General features: G+C 67.4%; 19 protein-coding genes. 9 read left to right on the forward strand and 10 right to left on the reverse strand.

Annotated features, from left to right (window positions below):
- Positions 1-339: 339 nt before the first annotated feature.
- Entirely contained in the window at positions 340-1,548 is a 1,209-nt protein-coding gene (locus FOH10_RS16075; RefSeq protein ID WP_221937984.1) for a cytochrome P450 family protein, read from the forward strand.
- Between the two features lie 197 nt (positions 1,549-1,745).
- Here FOH10_RS16075 and FOH10_RS16080 read toward each other — a convergent pair whose 3' ends face one another.
- The 4 genes from FOH10_RS16080 to FOH10_RS16100 all read right to left on the reverse strand — a co-directional run bounded on the left by FOH10_RS16080 (position 1,746) and on the right by FOH10_RS16100 (position 8,088).
- The gene (locus FOH10_RS16080) at positions 1,746-2,726 is read right to left on the reverse strand and encodes an AraC family transcriptional regulator (RefSeq protein ID WP_186000861.1); all 981 of its coding nucleotides are present in this window, start codon (positions 2,724-2,726) and stop codon (positions 1,746-1,748) included.
- Between the two features lie 372 nt (positions 2,727-3,098).
- A complete protein-coding gene (locus FOH10_RS16085) occupies positions 3,099-4,868 on the reverse strand; it encodes an acyl-CoA dehydrogenase family protein (protein WP_143981339.1) in 1,770 nt (589 codons plus the stop codon).
- 450 nt (positions 4,869-5,318) lie between these two features.
- A complete protein-coding gene (locus tag FOH10_RS16090) occupies positions 5,319-6,572 on the reverse strand; it encodes a cytochrome P450 (protein WP_244962015.1) in 1,254 nt (417 codons plus the stop codon).
- Positions 6,573-6,999: 427 nt separating this feature from the next.
- Complete coding sequence (locus FOH10_RS16100; RefSeq protein ID WP_143981340.1) at positions 7,000-8,088, reverse strand: AraC family transcriptional regulator ligand-binding domain-containing protein; 1,089 nt, start codon at positions 8,086-8,088, stop codon at positions 7,000-7,002.
- Positions 8,089-8,154: 66 nt separating this feature from the next.
- Here FOH10_RS16100 and FOH10_RS16105 point away from each other — a divergent pair, with 66 nt between their 5' ends.
- The 5 genes from FOH10_RS16105 to FOH10_RS16125 all read left to right on the forward strand — a co-directional run bounded on the left by FOH10_RS16105 (position 8,155) and on the right by FOH10_RS16125 (position 12,265).
- Entirely contained in the window at positions 8,155-9,072 is a 918-nt protein-coding gene (locus FOH10_RS16105; RefSeq protein WP_244962016.1) for a YqjF family protein, read from the forward strand.
- Positions 9,073-9,256: 184 nt separating this feature from the next.
- Positions 9,257-9,901, forward strand: coding sequence for a maleylpyruvate isomerase family mycothiol-dependent enzyme (locus tag FOH10_RS16110; RefSeq protein WP_143981342.1), 645 nt, complete (start codon positions 9,257-9,259; stop codon positions 9,899-9,901).
- Between the two features lie 25 nt (positions 9,902-9,926).
- Positions 9,927-10,733 carry an LLM class flavin-dependent oxidoreductase gene (locus FOH10_RS16115; protein ID WP_143981343.1) on the forward strand — a complete coding sequence of 269 codons (807 nt, stop codon included), beginning with the start codon at positions 9,927-9,929 and terminating at the stop codon, positions 10,731-10,733.
- 191 nt (positions 10,734-10,924) lie between these two features.
- Positions 10,925-11,659, forward strand: coding sequence for a dienelactone hydrolase family protein (locus FOH10_RS16120; protein ID WP_143981344.1), 735 nt, complete (start codon positions 10,925-10,927; stop codon positions 11,657-11,659).
- 81 nt (positions 11,660-11,740) lie between these two features.
- Entirely contained in the window at positions 11,741-12,265 is a 525-nt protein-coding gene (locus tag FOH10_RS16125) for a DUF1499 domain-containing protein (protein ID WP_143981345.1), read from the forward strand.
- An 83-nt stretch (positions 12,266-12,348) separates the two neighbouring features.
- Here the strand turns inward: FOH10_RS16125 and FOH10_RS16130 are convergent, their stop codons facing one another.
- Positions 12,349-13,041, reverse strand: coding sequence for an SMI1/KNR4 family protein (locus tag FOH10_RS16130; protein ID WP_143981346.1), 693 nt, complete (start codon positions 13,039-13,041; stop codon positions 12,349-12,351).
- A gap of 173 nt (positions 13,042-13,214) precedes the next feature.
- Between FOH10_RS16130 and FOH10_RS16135 the strand changes: the two genes are divergently transcribed.
- Both FOH10_RS16135 and FOH10_RS16140 read left to right on the forward strand, forming a co-directional pair.
- Positions 13,215-13,763 carry a hypothetical protein gene (locus FOH10_RS16135; protein WP_143981347.1) on the forward strand — a complete coding sequence of 183 codons (549 nt, stop codon included), beginning with the start codon at positions 13,215-13,217 and terminating at the stop codon, positions 13,761-13,763.
- 301 nt (positions 13,764-14,064) lie between these two features.
- The gene (locus FOH10_RS16140; protein WP_143981348.1) at positions 14,065-14,652 is read left to right on the forward strand and encodes a DUF6630 family protein; all 588 of its coding nucleotides are present in this window, start codon (positions 14,065-14,067) and stop codon (positions 14,650-14,652) included.
- A 349-nt stretch (positions 14,653-15,001) separates the two neighbouring features.
- On the opposite strand, the gene FOH10_RS36280 is transcribed toward FOH10_RS16140, so the two are convergent.
- The 5 genes from FOH10_RS36280 to FOH10_RS16160 all read right to left on the reverse strand — a co-directional run bounded on the left by FOH10_RS36280 (position 15,002) and on the right by FOH10_RS16160 (position 19,720).
- Positions 15,002-15,451, reverse strand: a complete 450-nt coding sequence (locus FOH10_RS36280) for a DUF6000 family protein (protein ID WP_425326146.1) — start codon at positions 15,449-15,451, stop codon at positions 15,002-15,004.
- Entirely contained in the window at positions 15,378-15,758 is a 381-nt protein-coding gene (locus tag FOH10_RS16145; protein WP_143981349.1) for a hypothetical protein, read from the reverse strand. Before FOH10_RS16145 ends, FOH10_RS36280 begins: the two co-directional genes overlap by 74 nt.
- Before the next feature lie 66 nt (positions 15,759-15,824).
- Positions 15,825-16,082 (reverse strand): hypothetical protein, encoded by a 258-nt coding sequence (locus FOH10_RS16150; RefSeq protein WP_039814804.1) that lies wholly within the window; start codon positions 16,080-16,082, stop codon positions 15,825-15,827.
- Positions 16,083-16,223: 141 nt separating this feature from the next.
- Complete coding sequence (locus FOH10_RS16155) at positions 16,224-17,708, reverse strand: ABC transporter substrate-binding protein (protein ID WP_143981350.1); 1,485 nt, start codon at positions 17,706-17,708, stop codon at positions 16,224-16,226.
- The gene (locus FOH10_RS16160; RefSeq protein ID WP_143981351.1) at positions 17,705-19,720 is read right to left on the reverse strand and encodes a P-loop NTPase family protein; all 2,016 of its coding nucleotides are present in this window, start codon (positions 19,718-19,720) and stop codon (positions 17,705-17,707) included. Before FOH10_RS16160 ends, FOH10_RS16155 begins: the two co-directional genes overlap by 4 nt.
- A gap of 306 nt (positions 19,721-20,026) precedes the next feature.
- Here FOH10_RS16160 and FOH10_RS16165 point away from each other — a divergent pair, with 306 nt between their 5' ends.
- Positions 20,027-20,830 (forward strand): hypothetical protein, encoded by an 804-nt coding sequence (locus FOH10_RS16165; protein WP_143981352.1) that lies wholly within the window; start codon positions 20,027-20,029, stop codon positions 20,828-20,830.
- Positions 20,831-20,930 lie beyond the last annotated feature (100 nt).

Raw genomic sequence — 20,930 nt, forward strand, 5'->3', positions numbered from 1 at the left:
GATGTCGAGTCGAGCCCTGCGCTGGCCCCCCGACCGCATGAAACAGGGAGTTCATTGTGGCGAGGTCGGATCGGCACTCGAGCCTCATACTACTCACGCTCCTTGTCTCACGGCGCGAGCGGAGCGCGTCGACGGCTGTTTCGTTACCCGCACCATCGATCTGATCCGGTCGATCCCCATCGACAGCGGCATGGCCGCGGCGGTGTCGGCCCGGGAAAGCCACCGGCATCGCTGCGATCTCGTCGCCCCTACTCGCAGTGAGGAGATGTTCTTGCCGACGCAATCTCATCCGCACCACCTCGGCACCCGTGGACACGACAGCGACGGCGGTGTGCGCCCGTGAGGCTGTACTCGTCGGAATTCGCGGCCGATCCCGGTGCCGCATACCAGGATCTGCGCTACCGCTACGGTGCGCTGGCACCGGCGGAGGTCGCCCCCGGGGTACCCGTCACGCTCGTGACCGGATATCGGGCGGCCCTGGACGTACTGACCGATCCGTCGCGTTTCCCGGCGGATCCGCGGCAGTGGCAGCAACGCGTCACCGGCGACTGCCCGGCCCTGCCCATGCTGCAGTGGCGACCCGACGCGATGCGCAGCGCGGGCAACGACCACGCCCGGTACCGGCGCGCCGTCACCGACTGCCTCGACCGCGTGGACCCGTTCGCACTATCCATGACGGTCGAGCATGCCGCCGCCCGGCTGATCGACGGATTCTGCGAGTCCGGCTCCGCGGATCTGCTGAGCCGCTTCGCGATTCCGCTCACGGTCCAGGCGTTCAACCGTATCCTCGGACTCGCCCCGGCGGCGGCGCAGGCCGCGTTCGACGCCCTCGCCCTGATGCGTGAGGCCACCGACGCGGCCGCCGTCGACCACGGCGATCGGATGCTGCTCGCGGCCATGCGGGAGACGGTGTCCGCCAAACATGCCGCCCCTGCCGGTGATGTGGCGTCCTGGCTGCTGAATCATCCTGCCGGACTGGACGATACCGAGGTGACGTACCAACTGGTCATGTTGTACGTGACCGGGTGCGAACCAACCTGGAATCTCATCGCCAACACCCTGCTGCTGCTGATGACCGACGACCGCTTCGGCGAGGAACTGCTCGCGGGGGCGTTGACCGCCCGCGATGCCATCGACGAGGTGCTCTTCGCCGACCCGCCGCTGGCCAACGCCTGTCCGCGCTTCCCACGGCAGATGCAGATCATCGGTGAGGCGATTCTGCCCGAACATCAGCCGGTGCTGGTCAGCCTGGCCGCCGGCAACAGCGACCCCGCCGTGGGCGGTGACCGCACCGGCAACCGCTCCCATCTGGCATGGGGCGCGGGCCCACATCAGTGCCCGGCCCGCTCGCTGGCCATGGTCATCGTGCAGGAAGCGTTGGATCAGCTGCTCGACGCGCTCCCGGATATCGAACTCGCGGTGCCGCTGGAGGAGGTGCACTGGCGCGCGAGCGCCTTCCACCGCGCACCCGCCGCCGTCCCGACCCGTTTCCCACCCTCTCCCCCACTGTCCTACGTCCACACGTCCCCGTCGCTGCCCCACCTCTAGGAGCCGCGTCGGCCCGTCGTGCCCCGACGAAGCTCCACAGGTTCGGCCCGATCGGTCTCTCCCGCCTACGGCGAGAGGCCGATCACCTGGCCACGGCGTGATCAGAGCGACAACCGACACCTGGGGACTGGTGTTCTGATCGCCATCGTGGAGCGGACACCCCACCGCGGGCGCGGCCGAAACCGACACCCGGCGCGTCAGCGTTCCAGCTGTCCCGGAGTGCGAGTCCGGCGGCGGTATCGACCGGGCGATTCGGTGAATTCGCTCGCCCATGCTCGTTCGAACGCCCCGCGGGAGAGAAAACCCGACGCGAAGGCGACGTCGGCGACGGTCCGGTACGGCTCACGGGTGAGTCGCTCGCGTGCGCGTTGCAGCCTGATCGCCCGCAACAGCGCCGCCGGGCTGGTCTGTTGGCTCGCCAGCGCCCGCTCGAGTTGTCGGCGGGAGCATCCGAGCCGCTCCGCCAGGTAGCTGGGGGTCACGGTGGGATCGTCGGCGCATGCGGCGACGAGAGCCCGAGCGGCGGCGGCGATCTCGTCGTACTGTCGGTCCTGCGACATCGTCTCGCCGATCAGGGCTTTCACCACGATATCGATGAGGTGTGAGCTGAGCTGGCCGAACTCCCATGCCGTCAGCGTCTCGCGATTAGACGTCATCTCCTTGGTCATCGCCGCCACCGTGCCCAGCATCGCGGAGTGGCCGCGCAGACGCAGTGGCGGACGGTCCTTGATCTTGGGCGGCAGCACCTCCTCGGGGATGGTCACTATCCACGCGCGAGCACCGTCGCCGTGCTCAAGTCGCATCGGGCGTCCCCACGACATCAGGCCCAGCTGACCCGGCCGGAGCCGCACCGCCTCGCCACTCTGTGCGACCGCGAGTTCACCGGTTCGTGGAATCAGCAGCCGTGCACTGCACACCGGATCCCGCCGCAGTTGCGCGGCGTCCCTCACGTATCGCACCGGCCCGGAGGTGAAGTCGATGATCTGGAATCGGGTCGGCTGGTACGGCGCCAATCGCAGCACATGGGTGTTGCCGAGGAAATCGGTTGCGCTGCTGTCGAATCGAAAGTCGAGCGCGCCGTGGTTCGCGCGCACATGTTCGGTCCAGAAGTCGCGCCTGTCGGCCGTCGAGACTTCTCGCGTGGAGCCGGTGACCGGCTCGTACCGCACCTCGTCCACTGGCAGCCCCCTGTACAAACGTCCACGACTGTCGCAAAGCGAGGCAGATCCTGTCGCGCATCGAGGCGCGCGGACTGCCGTTGCCCTCATAGCTTCGGGTGAGCGTACCCGGCACTACGCCGAACGCGGATGAGTAGGGAGGGGGCCGATGATGGCCACGAACGACCACATCGTGGGCGACAGACTCGTTCGGACCAGCGTGTACTGATGCGAAGGGGGCATCAGTACACGCTCGAAGGGCGTCGGCGAGTGCCGACCACAGCACCTCGGTCGACGAAGACCGGGGTGCTACCCCTCCCCACCGGATCCATCCGGACGCGACGGCTGGCCACGCTGCCGGACAGAGCCGTTCACGGCCCGGTTATCCCGGACTCACCCCGCCATGGGCTGTCGGCACCGAGATTCCCAGGCGGCCGGAATATCCGAGGAAAGCACCGGCGCACCGAGAGCCTCGTCATCGAACTCGAACGCCTCCAACACCTGAGGCAGGTGGTCGGCGAGGGTGTCGATAGCACGGCGGAGCGCCTGCTCGATCGACCGCACGGCGGTGGCGTCGAGCAGACCGCGCGTGAGGTACCACGCGGCATGCTGATTGAGATAGTGCAGTGCGAAAACATCACGCACCGCGGCGATCTCGGGCAGATCGGCGTACTGGTGCAGAAGTTGCAACGCCTCTTCGGCGCAGTACGCCTCGGCCAGGCTCAGCGCTTCCGGGATGACCGCCAACCGGTCCGTGAGATCCGGTGTCGCCAAATGCCGCTGCGCCTCCTGCACGATCGTGAGGGTGCGCGCGTTGAGCAGGCCCAGGCGATCGGCGGGATCGGCGGCATCGTGCAGGCCGGGTTCGGGAACCGGCTTTCCGGCCAGATGTTTGGCCAGCACCCGGCCGGCCACGGACCCGAGCACGTGGCAGTCGCCCTCACCGGTGATGGCGGCGTGGCAGACGCCGAGGTAGTCGGCGACGCGATTCGCGCTGAACATGCCCTGCGCGGCCATCTTCAGACGACTGTTCGTCACCGTGGACAGCGCGTGCAGCTGGATGAAGTGCTTGGCCAGCATCACCGATACGACGGTGTCGCGGTCGGTGAGGTCGCTGTTCGCCAACGACGTCTTGACCGCGTTGCCGTAGATCGTGCGCGCCACGGTGCCGGCCAGGTCGGTGAGCAGAGTGTCTCGCACATGCGGGAGATCCAGCATCGGGGGGGTGTCGTTGGGTGTCAGCGGCACCGTCCGCTTGGCGGCATAGCGCAACGCGATGTAGAGCGAGGCGCGGGCCGCCGCGTTAAGGCAGGACGACAGCGCCAGGCGCCCCACGGTCAGCTGACTGATCGCCGAAGCGAACGACCGCTTGCGACTGTTCTCGTCGCGCCAGGTCAGCACGCCCTGGTCGTCGATCGTGGCGAGGTCGTTGCTCAGCCAGGCACTGCGCTCCACCCGCAGACCGTCGAAACTGATGACAGAGTTGTCCATGATCACCAGCGGCTGGTGGTCGAGCTGGGTGATCGTCACTCCAGGGGCCGGTGCGCCGTCGGGGCCGCGTAGTCGCGCCGCGAACAGGTGCACGCCCTGGTCGACACCCGCCGAATCGATGTAGCGCGCGCCCACGACACAGACCCGGGAGACCGGAATACCGACGCTGGGCATGAACTTCCGGGCCCGCGGGTTCGGGGTGTTGATCACGAACCCGTCACCGTCCCAGGTGGCGGTGGTCTGCATGAACTGGATGTTCGAACCGCACCCGTACTCGGTCAGCAGCATGACTCCGATACTGGCGGCGTCGTCCAGATCCTCCAGATACGGTGCCGCCGAGTCGGAGTCGGTGAGCGTGGCCAGGCTGCCGGAGGCCAGGTTGTAGTGCCCGGAGATCAGCGGGATGAGATCCGTCGCCAGCACCGCCGACCAGTCGAAGACCGCGAACAGCTGTGGCAGGTTCGTAGCCACGGCCTGGGTGCTGCCGATTTCCTTGACCAGGTACCGCAGCTGGTCGTAAGCGTTCTCCCGGCGCTGGGCCTGGCTCATTCTCTCGTTGACGAAGTAGTGCGGGTTGGTCAGAACGTGTTGGAGCTTCCGGTGGAAGTCCAGGCTGCCGTGCCGAAGCAACTCGGCCAGCGTCGTCCCTTCCTGGTACCCGTGCGTGTTCATTTTCGGCCTCCTACTCAACGATCCCAGCGGACACTCGTCCACCGCTGGGCATGAGGCGATCGCTGCCGAACCTCGACACACCGGTCACCTGTCGCACCGCGCGCACGCGGGTACGGCAGCAACCGACAGTTTGGGGGACGGGGCGAGTCACCTGTCAAAAGTTCGTTGCACCACACACCTTCACATGAATGCCGTTCGGCGGGAATAGCTCGAGGCGATATCGCCGAGCTACGGTTGCTGCGGCCGGTCCGGTCGGTGGGCGGACAGCTGTGTGTCGAAGTGGTGCGGCAGCTCGTCGGCACCGCCCGGCCGAGCTTCCGGCAGTGTCGAACAAGTCACGAATTGTATTGTTACACAGATTCTCTCGCGCCTCATAGTGAACGCTCACAAACCACGGCGCGCTCGCACCCGCACCTCGACCGGCGAGGCGCGGGTCAGCTCCTCGGAAAGCTACACGACGGCAAACGGGTGCGCGGGCGGGAACACCACCGGCAGCTCCGTCAAGGCCCGGTGAAACGGACCGGGCCGCCAGACGAGATCCTCTTCACGAACCGCCAATGTGATGTCGGGCAGGAGGTCGAGCAGTTGATCGATGATGTCTTGGGCCAGCAGAATCCCGTACGGCCGAGCATGATCGGGGCACGCGTGATCACCGCTGCTGAACGCCAGGTTCCAGCCATTGTCCACGAAGGTGCCGGTGTTCAATTCCGGATCGGTGTTGCAGGCGGCCATACTGATGATGACCGGCTCGTGCGCCGGCAGCCACACGCCGTCGATCAGGGTGGGCTGGCGCGGATAGGTGATGCAGTAGTTCGCCATGGGCGGGTCGGTCGCCAGCCGCTCGTCGATAGCGCTCCGCGTCGTCAGCGGAATCCCTTGTCCGCCACTGGTGAAACGATCATCGGTCATCATCAACAGCAGCGTGTTGGCGACGAGGTTCAGCGGTGGTTCGACCCCGGCGGCGAACAGCAGCACCAGCTGATGGACCATCTCCTCATCGGTCAGCGCGGCCGGATGCCGGACCAGTCTCGTGGTGACATCGTCGCCCGGGTGGGCGCGCTTGAGCGCGGTGAGGTCGAACAGCGCCTCGCCCATCTGCGCGTTCACGGTGGCCGTGTCCACGCCGTCGAACATGGCGGCCGAGGCCGCCGCGACCCGGGTGCCGATTTCCGGTGGGCAGCCGAGTATCTCGCAGAAAACCGAGAAGACCAGCGGGAGGGCGTACTGGCTCAGCACGTCGGCTCTGCCGTCGGCACAGAAGGTGTTGACCAGCGGGATGGCCGAGCGCTCCACCATGGAACGCACCGCGTACAGATCGATTCCGGCCAGGGCGTCGTTGAGGGCCGCGCGGTACCGCGCGTGTGCCGCGCCGGTGGTGCGGATGGCATTGGGCCGGGCCTCGACCATCGGCATGATCGGGCAGCCGGAGGGCGCGGTGCGCTGCCAGATACTCGGATCGGCGGGGAAGCGGTCGGAATCGCCGAGAATTCGCACCGCGGTGGCATAGTTGATGACCAAGGTCGCCGGTAGTCCCGGCCACATCTCCACCGGCACCAGCGATCCATATTCGCTGCGCATCCGCCGGTAGGCTCCGTGTGGATCGGCCGCGAACGCGGGATCGTAGATCGGAATCCGCGGACCTAAGGCCTCGATCGGTGGCAGCGAGCTGGAGCTAGCACCCTGATGCGTGTGCTGCGGATACACGAAGCCTCCTTGGAATCGGTTGCGGCAGAATCGTACCCAAGGACGGGGGGACGCGCGGGCTTCGACCCGGATAGCGAGGTTTGTGCTACAGACTGGTCGCCCTGCACAGGCCCGAACGTATCGATACCGTCCCCACCGACGGGCTGGCGCGTTTGCCCGAGATTGGCGCGTTCCGTCCTGGCCGCCCGCCGGGAGCGCCTGCGACAGTGACAGTCGGTATGCGCGGCATGGCGTCGCGCCGTTCTGATCTTGGAGCGAAATCAGTTGTAGAGCATTTTCATTCGCGGTTCACCGTGCCTGTCGACATGTGATTGGAGATACCGTGCCCCACACCCGAGAGAGCGCTGTCGCCTACGTGATCACGGCTCTGGAGGCCAAAGGTACTGCGACACGCGATGATTTCGATGTGCCGGGGCTGGTCGCCACCTCACGCGCGATCGCTGGGAGCTGGGACCTCGAAGGGATGCCGCCATCGCTGTTCTGGACCCTCGCCGCCAGTCACCTCAGGGTTTAGCGGCTCGGGATCCGGCCCGGCGACCACCGGCGTCCGGCTCGCCACCGCCCAGCGCAGCGTCGCGCGGCGCATGGAGGCGGCGTCGGCATAGCCGAGCAGGCGGGCCTGCCGGTTGCGGCCCAGGGGGCCCGCGGCGGTGAGGCGGGCGTGGCGGGCGCGATCCAACTCTCGACGCCACGTCGTCCCCGCTTCGGCCAGGCGACGTTGCAGGGTGCGCGGGCTGGTGGCCAAGCGGCGCGACACCTCCGCCAGGGAAATGTCGCCGCCGTCGAGCGCTTCGGCGATCGCCACCGCGACCCGCTCCGGCCAGGCCGCCGCCAGCGCCGGGGGCGGCGGCAGCGCCTCGGCCAGCGGTCGCAGCACCGCGGCCAGGTCGGGATCGGCGGTGGTGAGCGGCAATTCCAGATCGGCCGCGCGAAATGTCAGTGCGTCGACGTCCGCACCGAATTCGAATCGGGCGTCGCCGAACACCTCGCGATAGAGGTCCAGTCGCCGAGGTGCGCGCTGCCGCAGCGACACCACGATCGGATCCAGCGGTGCCGCGACGACGCGTCGGGCTCGGGTCAACACGGCGGTCAATCCCCATAGATGCGTGTGATCACGCGCGCGGCCCCCGCCGTCGACCATATCGAGTCGCAGCATCGGGCCGCGATCACCATCGACGAGATCGAAGCGGTGATTGGTGGTCACCGCGGCGACGTACGGGCCGCACGTCGCCAGTCCGGCTCCGACCGTCGGCGCACTGACGAACAGGTAGTCGTACAGCCGGGTTGCCTTCAACTCGTAGCGACTCGCCACCCGCAATGCCACATCCGGATCGTCCAGCCAGCGTGACCCGATCTCCCACAGCCGCCAGAACGTCTCGCTGGATACGTGCACGCCGTCTCCGGACAACGCCCACTCGGGCACCCCGCACTCCCGGATCATCCGCGCCCGATCCAGTCCGGCCCGCTCGAGCTGATTCAGCACGAAGCGGTGCAACAGCGTCTGATCGGTCCCCACACAAACCTCCACGCCGGTCGCTGCCAGTCGGGTCGGTGCGACATGCTATCCCGAGGGATACGCGCCGTGTTCGGAAAATCGAATCCGATCCCGCTGCGCCGGGAATCGCCCATCGGGCAGGATTTCGACGGTGAGCGCGGTGGCGACCATTGCCGGGATCGGCGGTCGCACTCGGACCACCACGGCGGCCGACCGGAGGGGACCTGGAATACTGGCGGCGTGGCACTGTCGCCCGAACCGCACGGCAGCGTGCCCCCGGAGCCGATCACGTCCGACGCCCCGGGGCGGATCGACCGTCCACTGCTGACCCAGTCGTGGCTCGACCTCACCTTCCTGCACTGGGCCGCCGATCCGGCCGATATCGCCCCGCTGCTGCCGACCGGGGTCGCGCCCGACACGCTGGCCGGAGTCACCTATGTCGGATTGGTGGCGTTCCGGATGCACCGCATCGGGTGGCGGCGGCTGCCGGGCCTGCCCTATCTGGGCACCTTTCCCCAGACGAACGTCCGCCTCTACTCCGTGGACGCGCGTGGACGGCGCGGCGTGGTCTTCCGCTCCCTGGACGCCGCCCGTCTGCTGCCGGTCGCTCTGGCGCGCACCGTATTTCAGCTCCCGTACCGGTGGTCGCGCATGGCGATACGAACCGATGGCGACCTCCGCACCTACGCCAGTACCCGCCGCTGGCCCGGCCCCCGTGACGCGCGCAGCCGGATCACCATCCGCGTCGGCGAACCGATCGCCCGGCCCACCGAACTCGACCACTTCCTCACCGCCCGCTGGGGGCTGCACACCGCCCGGCACGACCGCCTTCTCTACCTCCCCAACGCCCATCCCCGCTGGCCCCTGCACCGCGCCGAACTCCTCGACTGCGAGGAAACCCTCCTCGAGGCGGCGGGCCTGGCGCAACCCGACCACCCCCCGATCAGCGTGCTCTACTCCCCCGGAGTCGCGGCCCGTCTCGGCCGCCCCGATCGCCCACGCTGACCCGACACCGACGACGCACCCTCCGCCCCCGCCTCGGGTATCTCGAGCGGGGCCGTCCGGGGCGACCGATGAGTTTTCGCGGCCGCTGTCGTCGGTACAGCAATAACCTGCGATCGCCGCTGCGGTCGACGGGTCCCGTCCGTGCTGTCGTCCGCGGCAGCGCTGAACCAGGAGGTTGCCTCGCGTGACGACGCCCGCTTCCCGTGACGAACTGTGGGCCATGGCCCACGCCGAGCGTGCGGCGTTGGCCGACGATCTCGCCGGACTGGAGGACACGCAGTGGACCGAGCGGTCGCTGTGCGGGGACTGGACGGTGGAGGAGGTTGTCGCCCATCTCACCGCGGCGGCGAGTATCGGCAGGTTCCGCTGGCTGCGCAGTGTCGTCGGTGTCCGCTTCGATTTCGACGAGCACAATGCGCGGCGGCTGGCGGAGCACCGGGGCGCGACTCCCGCGCAGACCCTGGAGCGGTTTCGCGCGGTCGTCACCAGCACCACGGCCGCGTCGGGGCACACGGCGGCCTGGCTGGGTGAGGTGGTCGTGCACGCGCAGGACATCCGACGCCCGCTGGGTTTGTCTCGCGAGCCCGCCGTCGACGCCGCTACCGAGGTCGCGCGCTTCTACGCGGGCCGGGACTTCACGGTCACCAGCAGCAGCGCGATCAAGGGACTCCGGCTGGAGGCCACCGACGGACCGTTCGCCACCGGTACCGGCCCCCTGGTCACCGGTACGACGCTCGCGCTGACCATGGCGATGGCCGGTCGATCCGGCTACTGCGACGAACTCACCGGCCCCGGCGTGCCCACCCTGCGCGCTCGCTGCCCGAGCTAGATCCGAGAAACAAGGAGTTGCACCCATGCCGAGACCATTCCGATTCGGGGTCGTCGCCCCGCTCCGCAGCGACGTGCCGACCTGGCGAGATCGGGTGCGCCGCATCGCCGACAGCGGCTATTCGACGCTGCTGGTACCCGACTTCCCGCAGCTGCAACCGGCGCCCGCTCCCCTGCTCGCCACCGCCGCGGCGCTGACCGACCTGCGCGTGGGCAGCTGGGTGTACGCCTCCCCGTTCCGCCCCGCCTGGCTGACCGCGTGGGAGGCGCACTCGCTGACGCTGCTGACCGAGGGCCGCTTCGAGATGGGTATCGGCACCGGCAGGCCCGGAATCGAAGACGAGCTGCGCGACAAGGGCATACCCGACGTCCCACCGCCGCGCGAGCGGCTGACCCAGATCCGCGAAACCGTCACCAGGCTGCGGGAACTCGACGGACCCGACCGTCACACGCCGGTGGCGATGGCGGTCTACGGCCCGAAGGCCCGCGCATTGGCGGCGGAGGTCGCGGATACGGTCACCCTGGTGCTGGGCGATCAGCCGCGCGGGGAGGTCGAGCGGATGACACGAGAGTTCCGCTCCGACAACGGCATCGAACTCGCGGTCGCCGTACCGGTCGTCGGCGACACCGTCGCACCGCATATGGCACCACCCGACACCGACACCGCCGCCCTGCACGCGGCCGATGCGATGACCGTCCTCCCGGACGACCCGGCGGCCGCCGCCGAGGAGATTCAGCGACGACGCGAGGAACTCGGCTTCTCCTACTTCGTCTTCGGCGCGGACGTCGCCGAACGGTTCGCTCCGATCGTCGCCGAACTCTCCGGGAAATAGTCGGGACGTGCGCCGCGAAAACCCTTTGGCGCACCACGATCATCACTGTTAATCTGCCAGCGGCCGTGCCGGAGAACGAGGAGGTGGTACCCGTGAACGCAGTATCGACGTGGGTGCTCCCCTCCGGGGTCACGGTCGGACGATAGGTCGTTCGGGAGCGCCGTTCAACAGCACTCCCGAAAGGCACGACCGTGCAATTCACTTCCACCGAGCGCCTCGACGACAACTTCCTCGAGCGCGGATTCACCCTCGGCGAGATCCCCGGCATCCTGTGGGCACCCGACAGCACGACCGAACCGATGCCGCTGCTCCTGCTCGGCCATCCTCCCCTCGGCCTGCACCGGATGTACCCGCGACTACTGACCCGCGCCCGGCACGCCGCGGCGGCGGGCTTCGCCACCGCCACCATCGAACTCCCCGGCAGCGGCGCACGCCCCCGCTCCGCCGCCGTCGACCGGGCCCGCACCGATATGCAGGATGCACAGCGCGCAGGCGCACCGATCACCGACGACATCATCGACCGCCTAATCCTCCCCCTGGTCGACCAGTCGGTCCCGGAATGGCGAACCGCACTCGACGCCCTACTCGAACTCCCCGAACTCAACGGCGCGGTCGGATGTTCGGGCGGATTGATCTCCATCGGCACCCGCCTGGCGGCAGTCGAACCACGCATCCAGGCCGCCGTCCTGTACGCGGGAAGCTTCATACCCCGCGCGATCATCGAGGAGGCCCGCCAGGTCACCATCCCGCTGCACGTCCTGTTGCAGTGGGACGACGCGGGAAACGACAGACAGACGGCCCTGGACCTGTTCGACGCCTTCGGCTCCGAAGAGAAGACACTCCACGCCAATATGGGTGGGCACACCGGCGTCCCCCGATACGCGGCGGATGAGGCGAACCGATTCTTCGTCCGGCACCTGACATGAGGCCGAGCAGAAGCGTCGGCCACAGACCTGATGACGTGCGACAAGACGACATGGCCACGACGAGTCAGTAGGCTGCCGACCATGAGTCCTCTCTGGCGCGGGGCAACCCTGATATTTCTGCGCAGCGGCCTGATCTTCGGCATAGTCATGGCGCTCTATCTGGGATTGACCTCCGGCTCCGTGTGGGCCGGGGTGATCGCCGGATTGACCGGCGGGCTGCTGTTCGGTGCGGTCATCACCGGGTTGTCCATCATGCGGGCACGGCGCGATGGCACCGGCCACGAGCTCGGAGCCGCTGTGCGCCAGCAGGTCTCGATAGAGGCGGAGCGGCCCGCCGAGGAGGCGTTCGCCGTGGCCGAACGGGTCCTGGCCGAGGTACCGGCGACCATCACGCAGCGCGACCCCGCCACTGGCGTACTCACCGCGCGAACGAAGGTGTCGTGGATGAGCTGGGGTGAGAACCTGCGGGTGGTGGTGGCGGAGCGGCCCGAGGGCAGCACGGTGGACATCTCCAGTCGTCCGCGCCTTCCGATCACGACCATCGACTACGGACGCAATCTCCAGAATGTGCGGTCGATCGTGCGGGCGCTGTCCATACCGGCGTAGTGGCCGTCCCCGACGCTTGTCCGAGGCACTGACATCCCGATGTCGGTGCTGTCACCATCGGGGGATAAGACTGCTGGCTTGATTCAGTGACGTGGTCGGGTCTCGAAACGGTCATAGAGCGCGTTGAAGAAGGACTCCCTCGGATCGCCGAACCACGGGGTGGGTTCGCGATCGTCCTCTTCCTCATCGTCGTGGGTGATGACGGAAGCCGGCCAGGCACCGATGGCGACCTGCTCGAGCAAGAACTCGAGCAGGTCGGTGAAGTCGGGTGCACACAGGTAGTGGTGTTCCTCGTTACTGCCGAAGTTGATGATCTGGCCCGGCGTGCCTCGCGGGCCGGGGTCGAAATCGAGACCGATGTAGTCCGGCCTTTCGGCGTCTGCCCACAGCGGAATCCAGCCGGGCGAGGTGTAGAGCGGCTTGATCAGTCCTTCGGCACCGGGATAGACGGCACCGCTGCGTTGCAGAGACACCGTCGCCGGGTGATCGCGCGCATCATCCCAAGACCGCCAGATCTGCTCGATCTCGTTGGCCGACAGCAGTGTCAGTGTCGGAATGCAGGGGACGCCGTGATCGTAGTAGCCGAGGGAGGGAACCAATTGACCGTTGTGCATGCCGAGCACGGCCTTCACCTCGGGTGGTAGTTCACGACCGATGGTGTTCTCGAGTGCGGCCAGCTCGCCCGGGGTCACGGGACCTGCCAGGTTCTCGAACGCCAATGGGACATTGTTGCGGAGCCAGTCCACATAGGCGGCAAAGACATCGAGCGCACGCACGGACTCAAACTAGCAGCGCCTGTACGCGGGAGCTGTGCCGCAGTTCGCCGGACGCCGGACGTGCACGCAGAACAGCGATCTCAACCACGGTGCGACTGTAGCGATCGCAGCCGACATATGGCGCACTGCGACGCCGAATGCCGTGCATGCGGGATCCCGGCATCATGGTGGGAATGACAGAGGAGTTGTCCCCACACGACTTGCTGAGCTCGGGCCATTACGGACAGGACGCCATCAGGGCGGTCGAATCCCTGAAAGACACCGGGAGGGAAGCCAACTGCCCCGAATTCACCGATCGCCTGGCATCGATACTGATCGACGGCCTGCGGGTTCTGGACAGCCTCCCACGTGACGAACCGTTCTGGCGGGGTACCAACGCCGTCGCCACGCTCTACAAGCTGGGCAACCATGCCGTTGAACGCCTCGAAGCCACACCCGATGACCGGACAGCCCGGTGGGTGTTGGTCGCATCGGCGCTGGCTGCGGGGAGCAGCGACGGTGGACTGTCGTGGCTGGGTCCGTTGATCACAGCCGACGCGGTGGTTGTCCACGACGCCGTCATGATCGCCGACATAGTCCAGAACCTCATTGGATTGAACGCCTCAGAAGCACTTCGCCAGGCCTGCGCGGGGGTCGATCGCGAGGAACTTCGCCGACGCGCCCCCGCTGACGGAGACGCGGCCAGTGGGCGCGTACTGGCACTGCTCGAGGGCGACCAGTGAACGCAGACCCTTTCACCGAACCTTGGAACCGAACACCGGGACCGAAAGCCCGCCGCCAGCGGCATGCCGCTCAGCGTGAAGGATCGCGCTGTTCTGGCTGGCTGTAGAAGACGGCTTCGAGCGATTCACGTAGCGGGCGATCCAGCGCTCTTCCGGCGGAGTTGAGCCCAGGCGCAGGATTGTCCGCGAATCCGGCGATCTGCTCGGATCGACCATCGACGGTGGTGGCCTAGACCCGGGTGTCTGCCGGCCGCCCGCGCCACAGGGCACTCTAGGCTCGTTGGTGCTGCGAGGAGGCATCATGGAACTGGTTCTGAAGGAAATCGTCACCGCTGCCGAAGTGCTGCTGCATGGTCGGCCTGAGCTGATCAACGCGGTACACCGAGCTGCGGCAGGGCTGCCGGGAGAGGGTTTCGATATTCCCGCGTCGGAATGGGAGTCGCTAGCTCGGCATGAGTTGAACCATTTGTTGACCGACCCGAATCCATTCGACGATGGGCCAGCGGTGGCGGCTTGCCTCGATTGGTGCAGCGATCCCCAGGACTTCCGGCATAACCTCCTGGCATTGAGCTCCCACCCGGAATCTTTGAGCTGGGAATGGTTTCCGGACTTCGTATCTCGTCTTCGTGAAGCCGGATCGACCGGAGGCGACGTCGTAACCAAGCTGGTCGGTGAGGTCGGAGATCGGTGCCTCCGAATAGGTTTCGCTCTCATCGAGTTAACCGAGTTCAAGTCGTCGGATGACGATGACATGTACGAGCTTCTCTTCATCAAGGCAGGGGCAGTCGACCAACTTGACGCTATGTTGACAGCCGTCGGCCGCCGCTTGCTGTTGTGCCACGGGACGGCAGCCTCCGCACTCGATCTGAATGACGCGCGAACTCGATAAGACCGGCCGTAGAGGTGCGCGGCTCTACATCACTGGACCCAGCTGTGACCCCTACCGGTAGGCCGCAGCGACGTTGAATCGGATCGGCGGAACCAGATATCTGTCGGCTGCTGACCGATCACGGCGAATCCCCCACACCGAATCCGCCAGTGGAGACCTACGCTGGTGGCGACGGAACGCCGCATATCTCTCTGGGAGAACGGAACTCGCCACGCTGAGCCGCCTTCAGCTCAGCTGGTGCATGTCATGATTCGGTCCGAGCGTGCGCACAGTCGCGTGATCACCCCGCTGTCGGCGGGCGATTGTCGGGAGTCTCCCGATGGCGGCTGAGCGCTCTCAACTGCTGCGTTCAGGAAACGGGTCGCATGGGCGGTACCGAGGGTTCGGTCCAGGGCGCACAGCGCACCGAGTGCCCGCACGCGGCTGTAGCCGGACTTCGCCGGGCCGGCTGGCAGGTGAGGTAGGTTACGAGGACGTCCGCGTCGGCGGGCGTACCGAAGCGGGCGAGTGCGAGGCAGTAGCCCCAGCCGGCGTGAACGAGTTCATCGGCAAGCAACAGCTGAATTTCAGTGATGCTTCCCGTGACGCCCACGGGCGCGGGACCAGTTCCACGTCTTCGATGTCGTCCCAAGGGAATTCGTGTACCAGGGTTCCGCCGGTAATGGTCAAGCTCACCGGGGAGAAGGTCATCGTGTAGGCGCGCAGCACCACCAACCGTTGCGCGATCACATACGCGGTGAGCGCGATGACCGCGACTCCCAGGATCGCGAAGAACGACCCCCGCCGTGCAGCCCGTCACTGAGGGCCGCGGCCCCGAGTCCGACGCCGGACAGCACCGCGATCAGCTGCGGGTCGCGTAGCCGCTGCGCGTGCAGAACCGGTGGGGCCGAACGGCTCTCCACTGTCGTTCGACGCGGAAACACCCAGCCCAACACCATCATGATCCCGACCGCCGCGAGCATCGTGCCCGGCGGCTTGTCGGCGAGGCTGCCCACGACCAGCAACACCACGCCGAGGAGCGCGTACCAGGCGCTCAGGCGCATCGAGTGCGGCCAAGCCCGGATCGGCACGTACCCCTTCGGCGGAACGACGTAGTCGTCGTGCACGGACCATCCCTCCCACTCCGCCGACCGCACTGTGCGGCGAAAGCAGACGCCCGACGGGGGCGAGCGCTATTCGCAGCCGATGCCGTCGCCGTCACGGTCGAGTCCGTACTCGTCCGGACCGATGACGCGAACCCGGCCGGTGTAGACCGGACCGTTGCCACTGCCGCCCTCGCAGTCGACATCACTGGTGATGGGCAGGCATGGGTCGTAGGAGGCGTGGCATTGCGAGGCACGCGCGGGGGCGGCCGATGCGGTGGCGGGTGCGACCAAAACAAATCCGAGAGCGGTGATCGCGGATACGCCGAGCGTGGCGACGAACTGCACAGAAGTTCCCTTCGAGCTGACGAACCTCAGCAGCATACACCGCGACACGATGCGGCTACCCAAGCGAATTCCACTGGCGCGCAGTATCAATGAGACTCTGATCGACGCGGTCATCCCGTCCGTGCGAACACGTCGCCCGGCTCAACTGTCGGGCCAGCTCAGCCCCGCGAACCCCGGAACCGCATCCGATCGGAGTTCGAGCACGGGAATCGGCTTGCCTATCGGGTTTCCCATCTCGTCGAAGGCGATCGAACCGCTGGCACCGCTGATCGCGGACCGGCCGTGCAACCTGTTCATGACCTGCAGCACATCGGTCGCGCCGACGTCGGCGACGGTGTCGCCCGCCGCGCTCCGGATCGACCACGCGGCCGCCTGCACCGCGTCGTAGGCGATGATGGCGACTCCGTCGTCGAGCGAATCCCCCGGAAACAGCGTGGGGTAGCACGTATCGCAGGAGTCGGTGAACTTGGCGATCGAGCCCGCGCTGAAGGCTTCCGGCCGAACCTGCCACGCCTGCGGATGCGCCAGCCCGGTGAAGACCACCCGCACACCGCTGTCCAGCGTGCGGTTGACCGCATCGTCCTGGGCGGCGTACTGCGACAGATCGTCGGCGGTGGCCACGGTGATCGGCCAATCCGTGCACTGACGCTCCGCCAGTGCCTTGATCAGCAAGGTCGCGTGGGCTCCGCGACCAGCGAAATACAGCACGTCGGGCCGGGCCGCGCAGATATTGGGCAGCATGAGGGAGAACGCGTTGGCCACACTGCCGGCGTCGGACAGATACCACTCCGTCGGGGCGGCGAGTCGATGATCGGCATCGACGAAGCCCTCCGAGAACGCGGTAGCGAGCGTCTCCGGGTAGTGGTCGCGGGGGTTCCGGTCCTGTACCAGTAGAGCCGTGCGGTGCTGTGGTTTCAGATAGTCCGCGACGGCGCGCGCCTGGGCGGAGTTGGTCGGCGACACCCGGACGAAACCGCCGATACCCGTCAGGTCGTCCGCGGTGAGGGTGGAGGCGAACACGGGCAGCCGCGATTCGGACAGCTGTTCCATCGCCTCCCGGGCATTCTCGGTGCTGAGCCCGATTCCGGTGACGGCGACGATGCGATCGCTGTCCGCGCGCCGACGCAATTCGTCGACCACCCGCGGCCAATCCCGCAGTCCGCTACCGGGATTGGCGAGCAGCAGCCGGATGAGCGGCCTACCGCCGCTCGCGGTGACGTCATGGTTCGCGGCGTGCTGGGCGAGGTAGGCGCCCTGCAGTTGATGGCGCACCCAGGGCATCGTCACCTGATCCCCCGGCCGCAGCGTCATCGGCAGCAGGACCGCAACGCTGACGTAGTTCTCGTCCCGGCGTGCGACGTCCTGGTTCTCCGCGTGGATCAGTCGCTGCACGTCGTCGAGTTCCGGAGCGAAGACGTAGCTGCCGTCGGTAATGCCCGTACATTCACCGGATTCGCCGGTGCGGGTCACGCCCGCCCCGCACGCGCGCAGCGCGTCCCGCACCGACGGAACCACGACGAACGCCGCGACCAGTGCGATCACCACCAGCACGGTGCCACCGACGATCCACGCCCACCGGTGCCACGGCGGTCGCGGTGGCGCTATCGGCTCGCTTCGACCGCTCATCGATACCTCTCCGCACGCTCGTACAGCACCATGGACCCGCTGCCCCGCCCGATCGCCAGATGCTGGAGCTCGCTGCGGATCATGGCGTGCAACGTCGAATCCGGATCGCCGAGCGGATCGTTCGTGACCCAGAGTGCGGCGGTCAACCAGCCCAGGCTGCTGCCCAATTCGTCCTCCGGCTCACCGACAATCGGCTGGATCTGGTCGATGGGCGCGACATCGGTCGCGAGCCGGTTCGGCGCGGAGGTGATGAGGTCCAGGTCCGCCAGCCACGCCGTGGCGGCCGCGACATCGAATTCGGTGCCCGGCGCGTCGAACGGCCGACGCAGGTAGCCGATCACGGCGGCCACGTTCTCCAACGCCAGGTCGTGGTAGCACGCCTCCGCTGTCCGCTCCCGCCGCACGAGGCTGTCGCGGCAGATCGAGTGCGTGGCGACCCAGTCCCGCGGATCGTCCGCTGCTCGCTCGGACAACTCGGACAACAGGATTCGACGCAGCCACGGATTGACGCGAAAGCCGACACCGGACTGTTCCCGGATCCACAGGTGGTTACGCAACTTCTCCACCAGCGCGGCCGCGTCCGGGCGGGCGGAGTCCAGCAATTCGGGTTCGTACAGCATGTCGATGGTGTGGGCCGCGCTCGCCGTGACGAGGTCGCGACGTTCGGCGGCGTGGTCGAAATCCCGCAGCAGATGTTCGCGCGCCTTCTCCGAAACCGTCGGCGGCTGCTCGGAGATATGACCGGGCAGGGTCGAGGGCGGCACACGCAGGGTCATGACCTGCCGCAGCCGCGTCGGCCTCTCCTGGTAGCCGCAATTCGACGCGGCGCCGAGCACATCGATCGCACCGCCGGGATGGCCGTCGGTCAGTCGATGCACGAAGCCGACGAGGGTCGCGTCCGGACGCATGCCACGGGCGGCCGCCACATCGGCGATCTGCTCGGGTGCCAAGCGTCCGAGATCGACGAGGTACCAGGGCAGCCACGGGCAGGGGGCCGATTCGCGGTGCTCATGCCAGTCCGCGGCGATATCGGTGAGCATGCGTGGTGCGGGCATGTTCAGGCCACCGGTGAGCTGTGTCGATGGATGCCGAGGGCCGCGGGGCAGCTGACTGCCCGGATGGTGCCAGCCCTCGCTCCACCGCGGCATCCAGGTCCGGCTGGTAGCGAACACCACCATCGGATCGTTCTCCGCATCCGACCGGTACCGGCTGCGCTCTAGTGCGGACAGAAAGTTCCGGCCCGCGGATGTGTGCACATTGTCCAGCAGGACAACGCAATTGAGGGTCCTCCTGCTCCGGTTGAACCCGGAGTAGGCGTGCCGCAGATCTCCGAGGAACGCCTCGCAGAAGATGGTGTCGACCTCGCTTCGCTCGGCTTCGCCCTCGCCGTGCGACCACCGGGCCAGATCGATCAGTGCGTCCTCGGGACCGCCCTCGACGGCGGCAAGCCGACCGATGTGCCGTAGCAGCCTCCGCCGGTCGAACCAACCCAGACCTCGCAGCAGCAACCCCGTGGCCGACGAAATCCAAGGCGGCAGACCCGATCCGCCCGCTACCACCCCGTCAGCGAATTCCACCAGGTCTGTGATGGCGCCGTGGTTGCGTTCGATCGGCTGGCTGCCGGCAACGACTCGTCGCAACCCGTCGAGGGCGCGCCGACGATCGTCGGCGTCGGTGTGGATCGAACTGCCGACGACCAACAGGCACAGCCACAGTCGCGGAAAAGCCAGCCGACCGAACTGCGACCGACGGCGGCTCAGCCCGAACGCCAATTCACCGAGCACTTCACTCGGCTCCGCCTCTCGATGCTCGAAATCCACATACACGTGCGGTATCTCCCGGCACCGATACCGAATCTCGCTCAGCAGCGCCGTCTTTCCGGTACCTCGCGGGCCGACCGCGACCACGATCGGAGAATCCACATCGTGCCCCCGCGGCCGGGCGAGCAGATGTTCGAGAAACCACCCGGTGAAGGGGCGGGTGCCCGACAGCCGCGGTGGATCCATCGCCATCCCCACCCGCTCCAGAGCTCATTCGATTCCGATCAATGCGTACCGGAGATGCTAGTCACGACAGCCGAACCGAACGCCCGGTGCTGCACACCGTCGTCAACTCGTAACACTGCCGTCAAGGTCGCGCATGCGACGGGGCGTGACGCGGCATCGCGAATCAATCTGGAAGGCACCGCGTTCGGAGTAGGATCACGGTCGGCGTAGCCGTCTCAGATTCGGGTCCACCCCGAGAGGCCCGATGGTGGTTCGCCGGATCGAGGGGATGTGCCGATGTCAGACCCGCGCGCTTACACGGTTTTGATCGCAGTGCCCGCGCTTTTCGCATTCGGCTCCGGTACCGCTACCGCGGCACCGCAACACCCTGATCTCCCCCGGCCCGTCGCGGGCAACTTCGACGCGGCCGAGACGCGGACCGCGGCGCAGGATCTCAACCACCTGCGGATCGGTTCCCAGACGATTCCCCTGCCCGAGGGGATCGACCCCGATCTCCGGGAACAAGCGCAGAACTCCGTGGACGACGCGCAACGGCGAATCGCCACCGCCTACGACGATATCGGCTTCCCCCGCAACGAATCCGACCGCCGCACCGCGTCCACCGTGGCCGGTGCCGTCATCGGCGCCGCGGTCGGCAAGGTCGTCGTCTTTCCCTTGGAGATCGTGGGGTGCGGAGTCGGCGCGACGGTCGGCGCGATCGCCGGTGGCGTCATCGGCGGACTTCCGACCGTGGGTGCGGGCGTCCCGGTCGGCGCGGCGGTGGGCGGCTTGGCGGGCTGCCTGCTCGGCGGACTGGCGGTGGCCATCCCGGTGGATGTGCTCGGCCTGGTCGGCGGGGCCGTTATCGGCGGAACCATCGGTGGCGCGTTGGGCTCCGGCACCGAACCGATTCCTCCCACACATGCGCCCACCACCATCGCCAACGATCCAGTGCCCCAAGCTGATTCGCCGATTGCCGCGCCGGTGGACGCCTTCGCCGCGGTCAGCCCCGACAACGCCGCCATCACCTCGCTCGACGCCGCGCTCGACGCGATGCCACCGCTCGCCCCCGACACGCTGGGTCCTCTGACCCAGCCAGCCAACGACCTGCTCGCGGCGGTGCAGGCCGCATTCTGAGCAACCCCCTCGGACGGTACGTACGGAGTCCTGTGGCGCAGACCCGTGCTCGACCCGACACCGCCCCCAACTCCAGAACCGCGTCCCGGCGAGCGGCGCC

The organism is Nocardia otitidiscaviarum (assembly GCF_007362295.1).
GTDB classification, from domain to species: domain Bacteria; phylum Actinomycetota; class Actinomycetes; order Mycobacteriales; family Mycobacteriaceae; genus Nocardia; species Nocardia otitidiscaviarum.

Excerpts from the sequence above, each read along its gene's own strand:
- FOH10_RS16085 (WP_143981339.1), bottom strand. The coding sequence starts at position 4,868 with ATGAACACGCACGGGTACCAGGAAGGGACGACGCTGGCCGAGTTGCTT.
- FOH10_RS16115 (WP_143981343.1), top strand. The coding sequence starts at position 9,927 with ATGCCGAGACCATTCCGATTCGGGGTCGTCGCCCCGCTCCGCAGCGAC.
- FOH10_RS16125 (WP_143981345.1), top strand. The coding sequence starts at position 11,741 with ATGAGTCCTCTCTGGCGCGGGGCAACCCTGATATTTCTGCGCAGCGGC.
- FOH10_RS16135 (WP_143981347.1), top strand. The coding sequence starts at position 13,215 with ATGACAGAGGAGTTGTCCCCACACGACTTGCTGAGCTCGGGCCATTAC.
- FOH10_RS16140 (WP_143981348.1), top strand. The coding sequence starts at position 14,065 with ATGGAACTGGTTCTGAAGGAAATCGTCACCGCTGCCGAAGTGCTGCTG.
- FOH10_RS16155 (WP_143981350.1), bottom strand. The coding sequence starts at position 17,708 with ATGAGCGGTCGAAGCGAGCCGATAGCGCCACCGCGACCGCCGTGGCAC.
- FOH10_RS16160 (WP_143981351.1), bottom strand. The coding sequence starts at position 19,720 with ATGGCGATGGATCCACCGCGGCTGTCGGGCACCCGCCCCTTCACCGGG.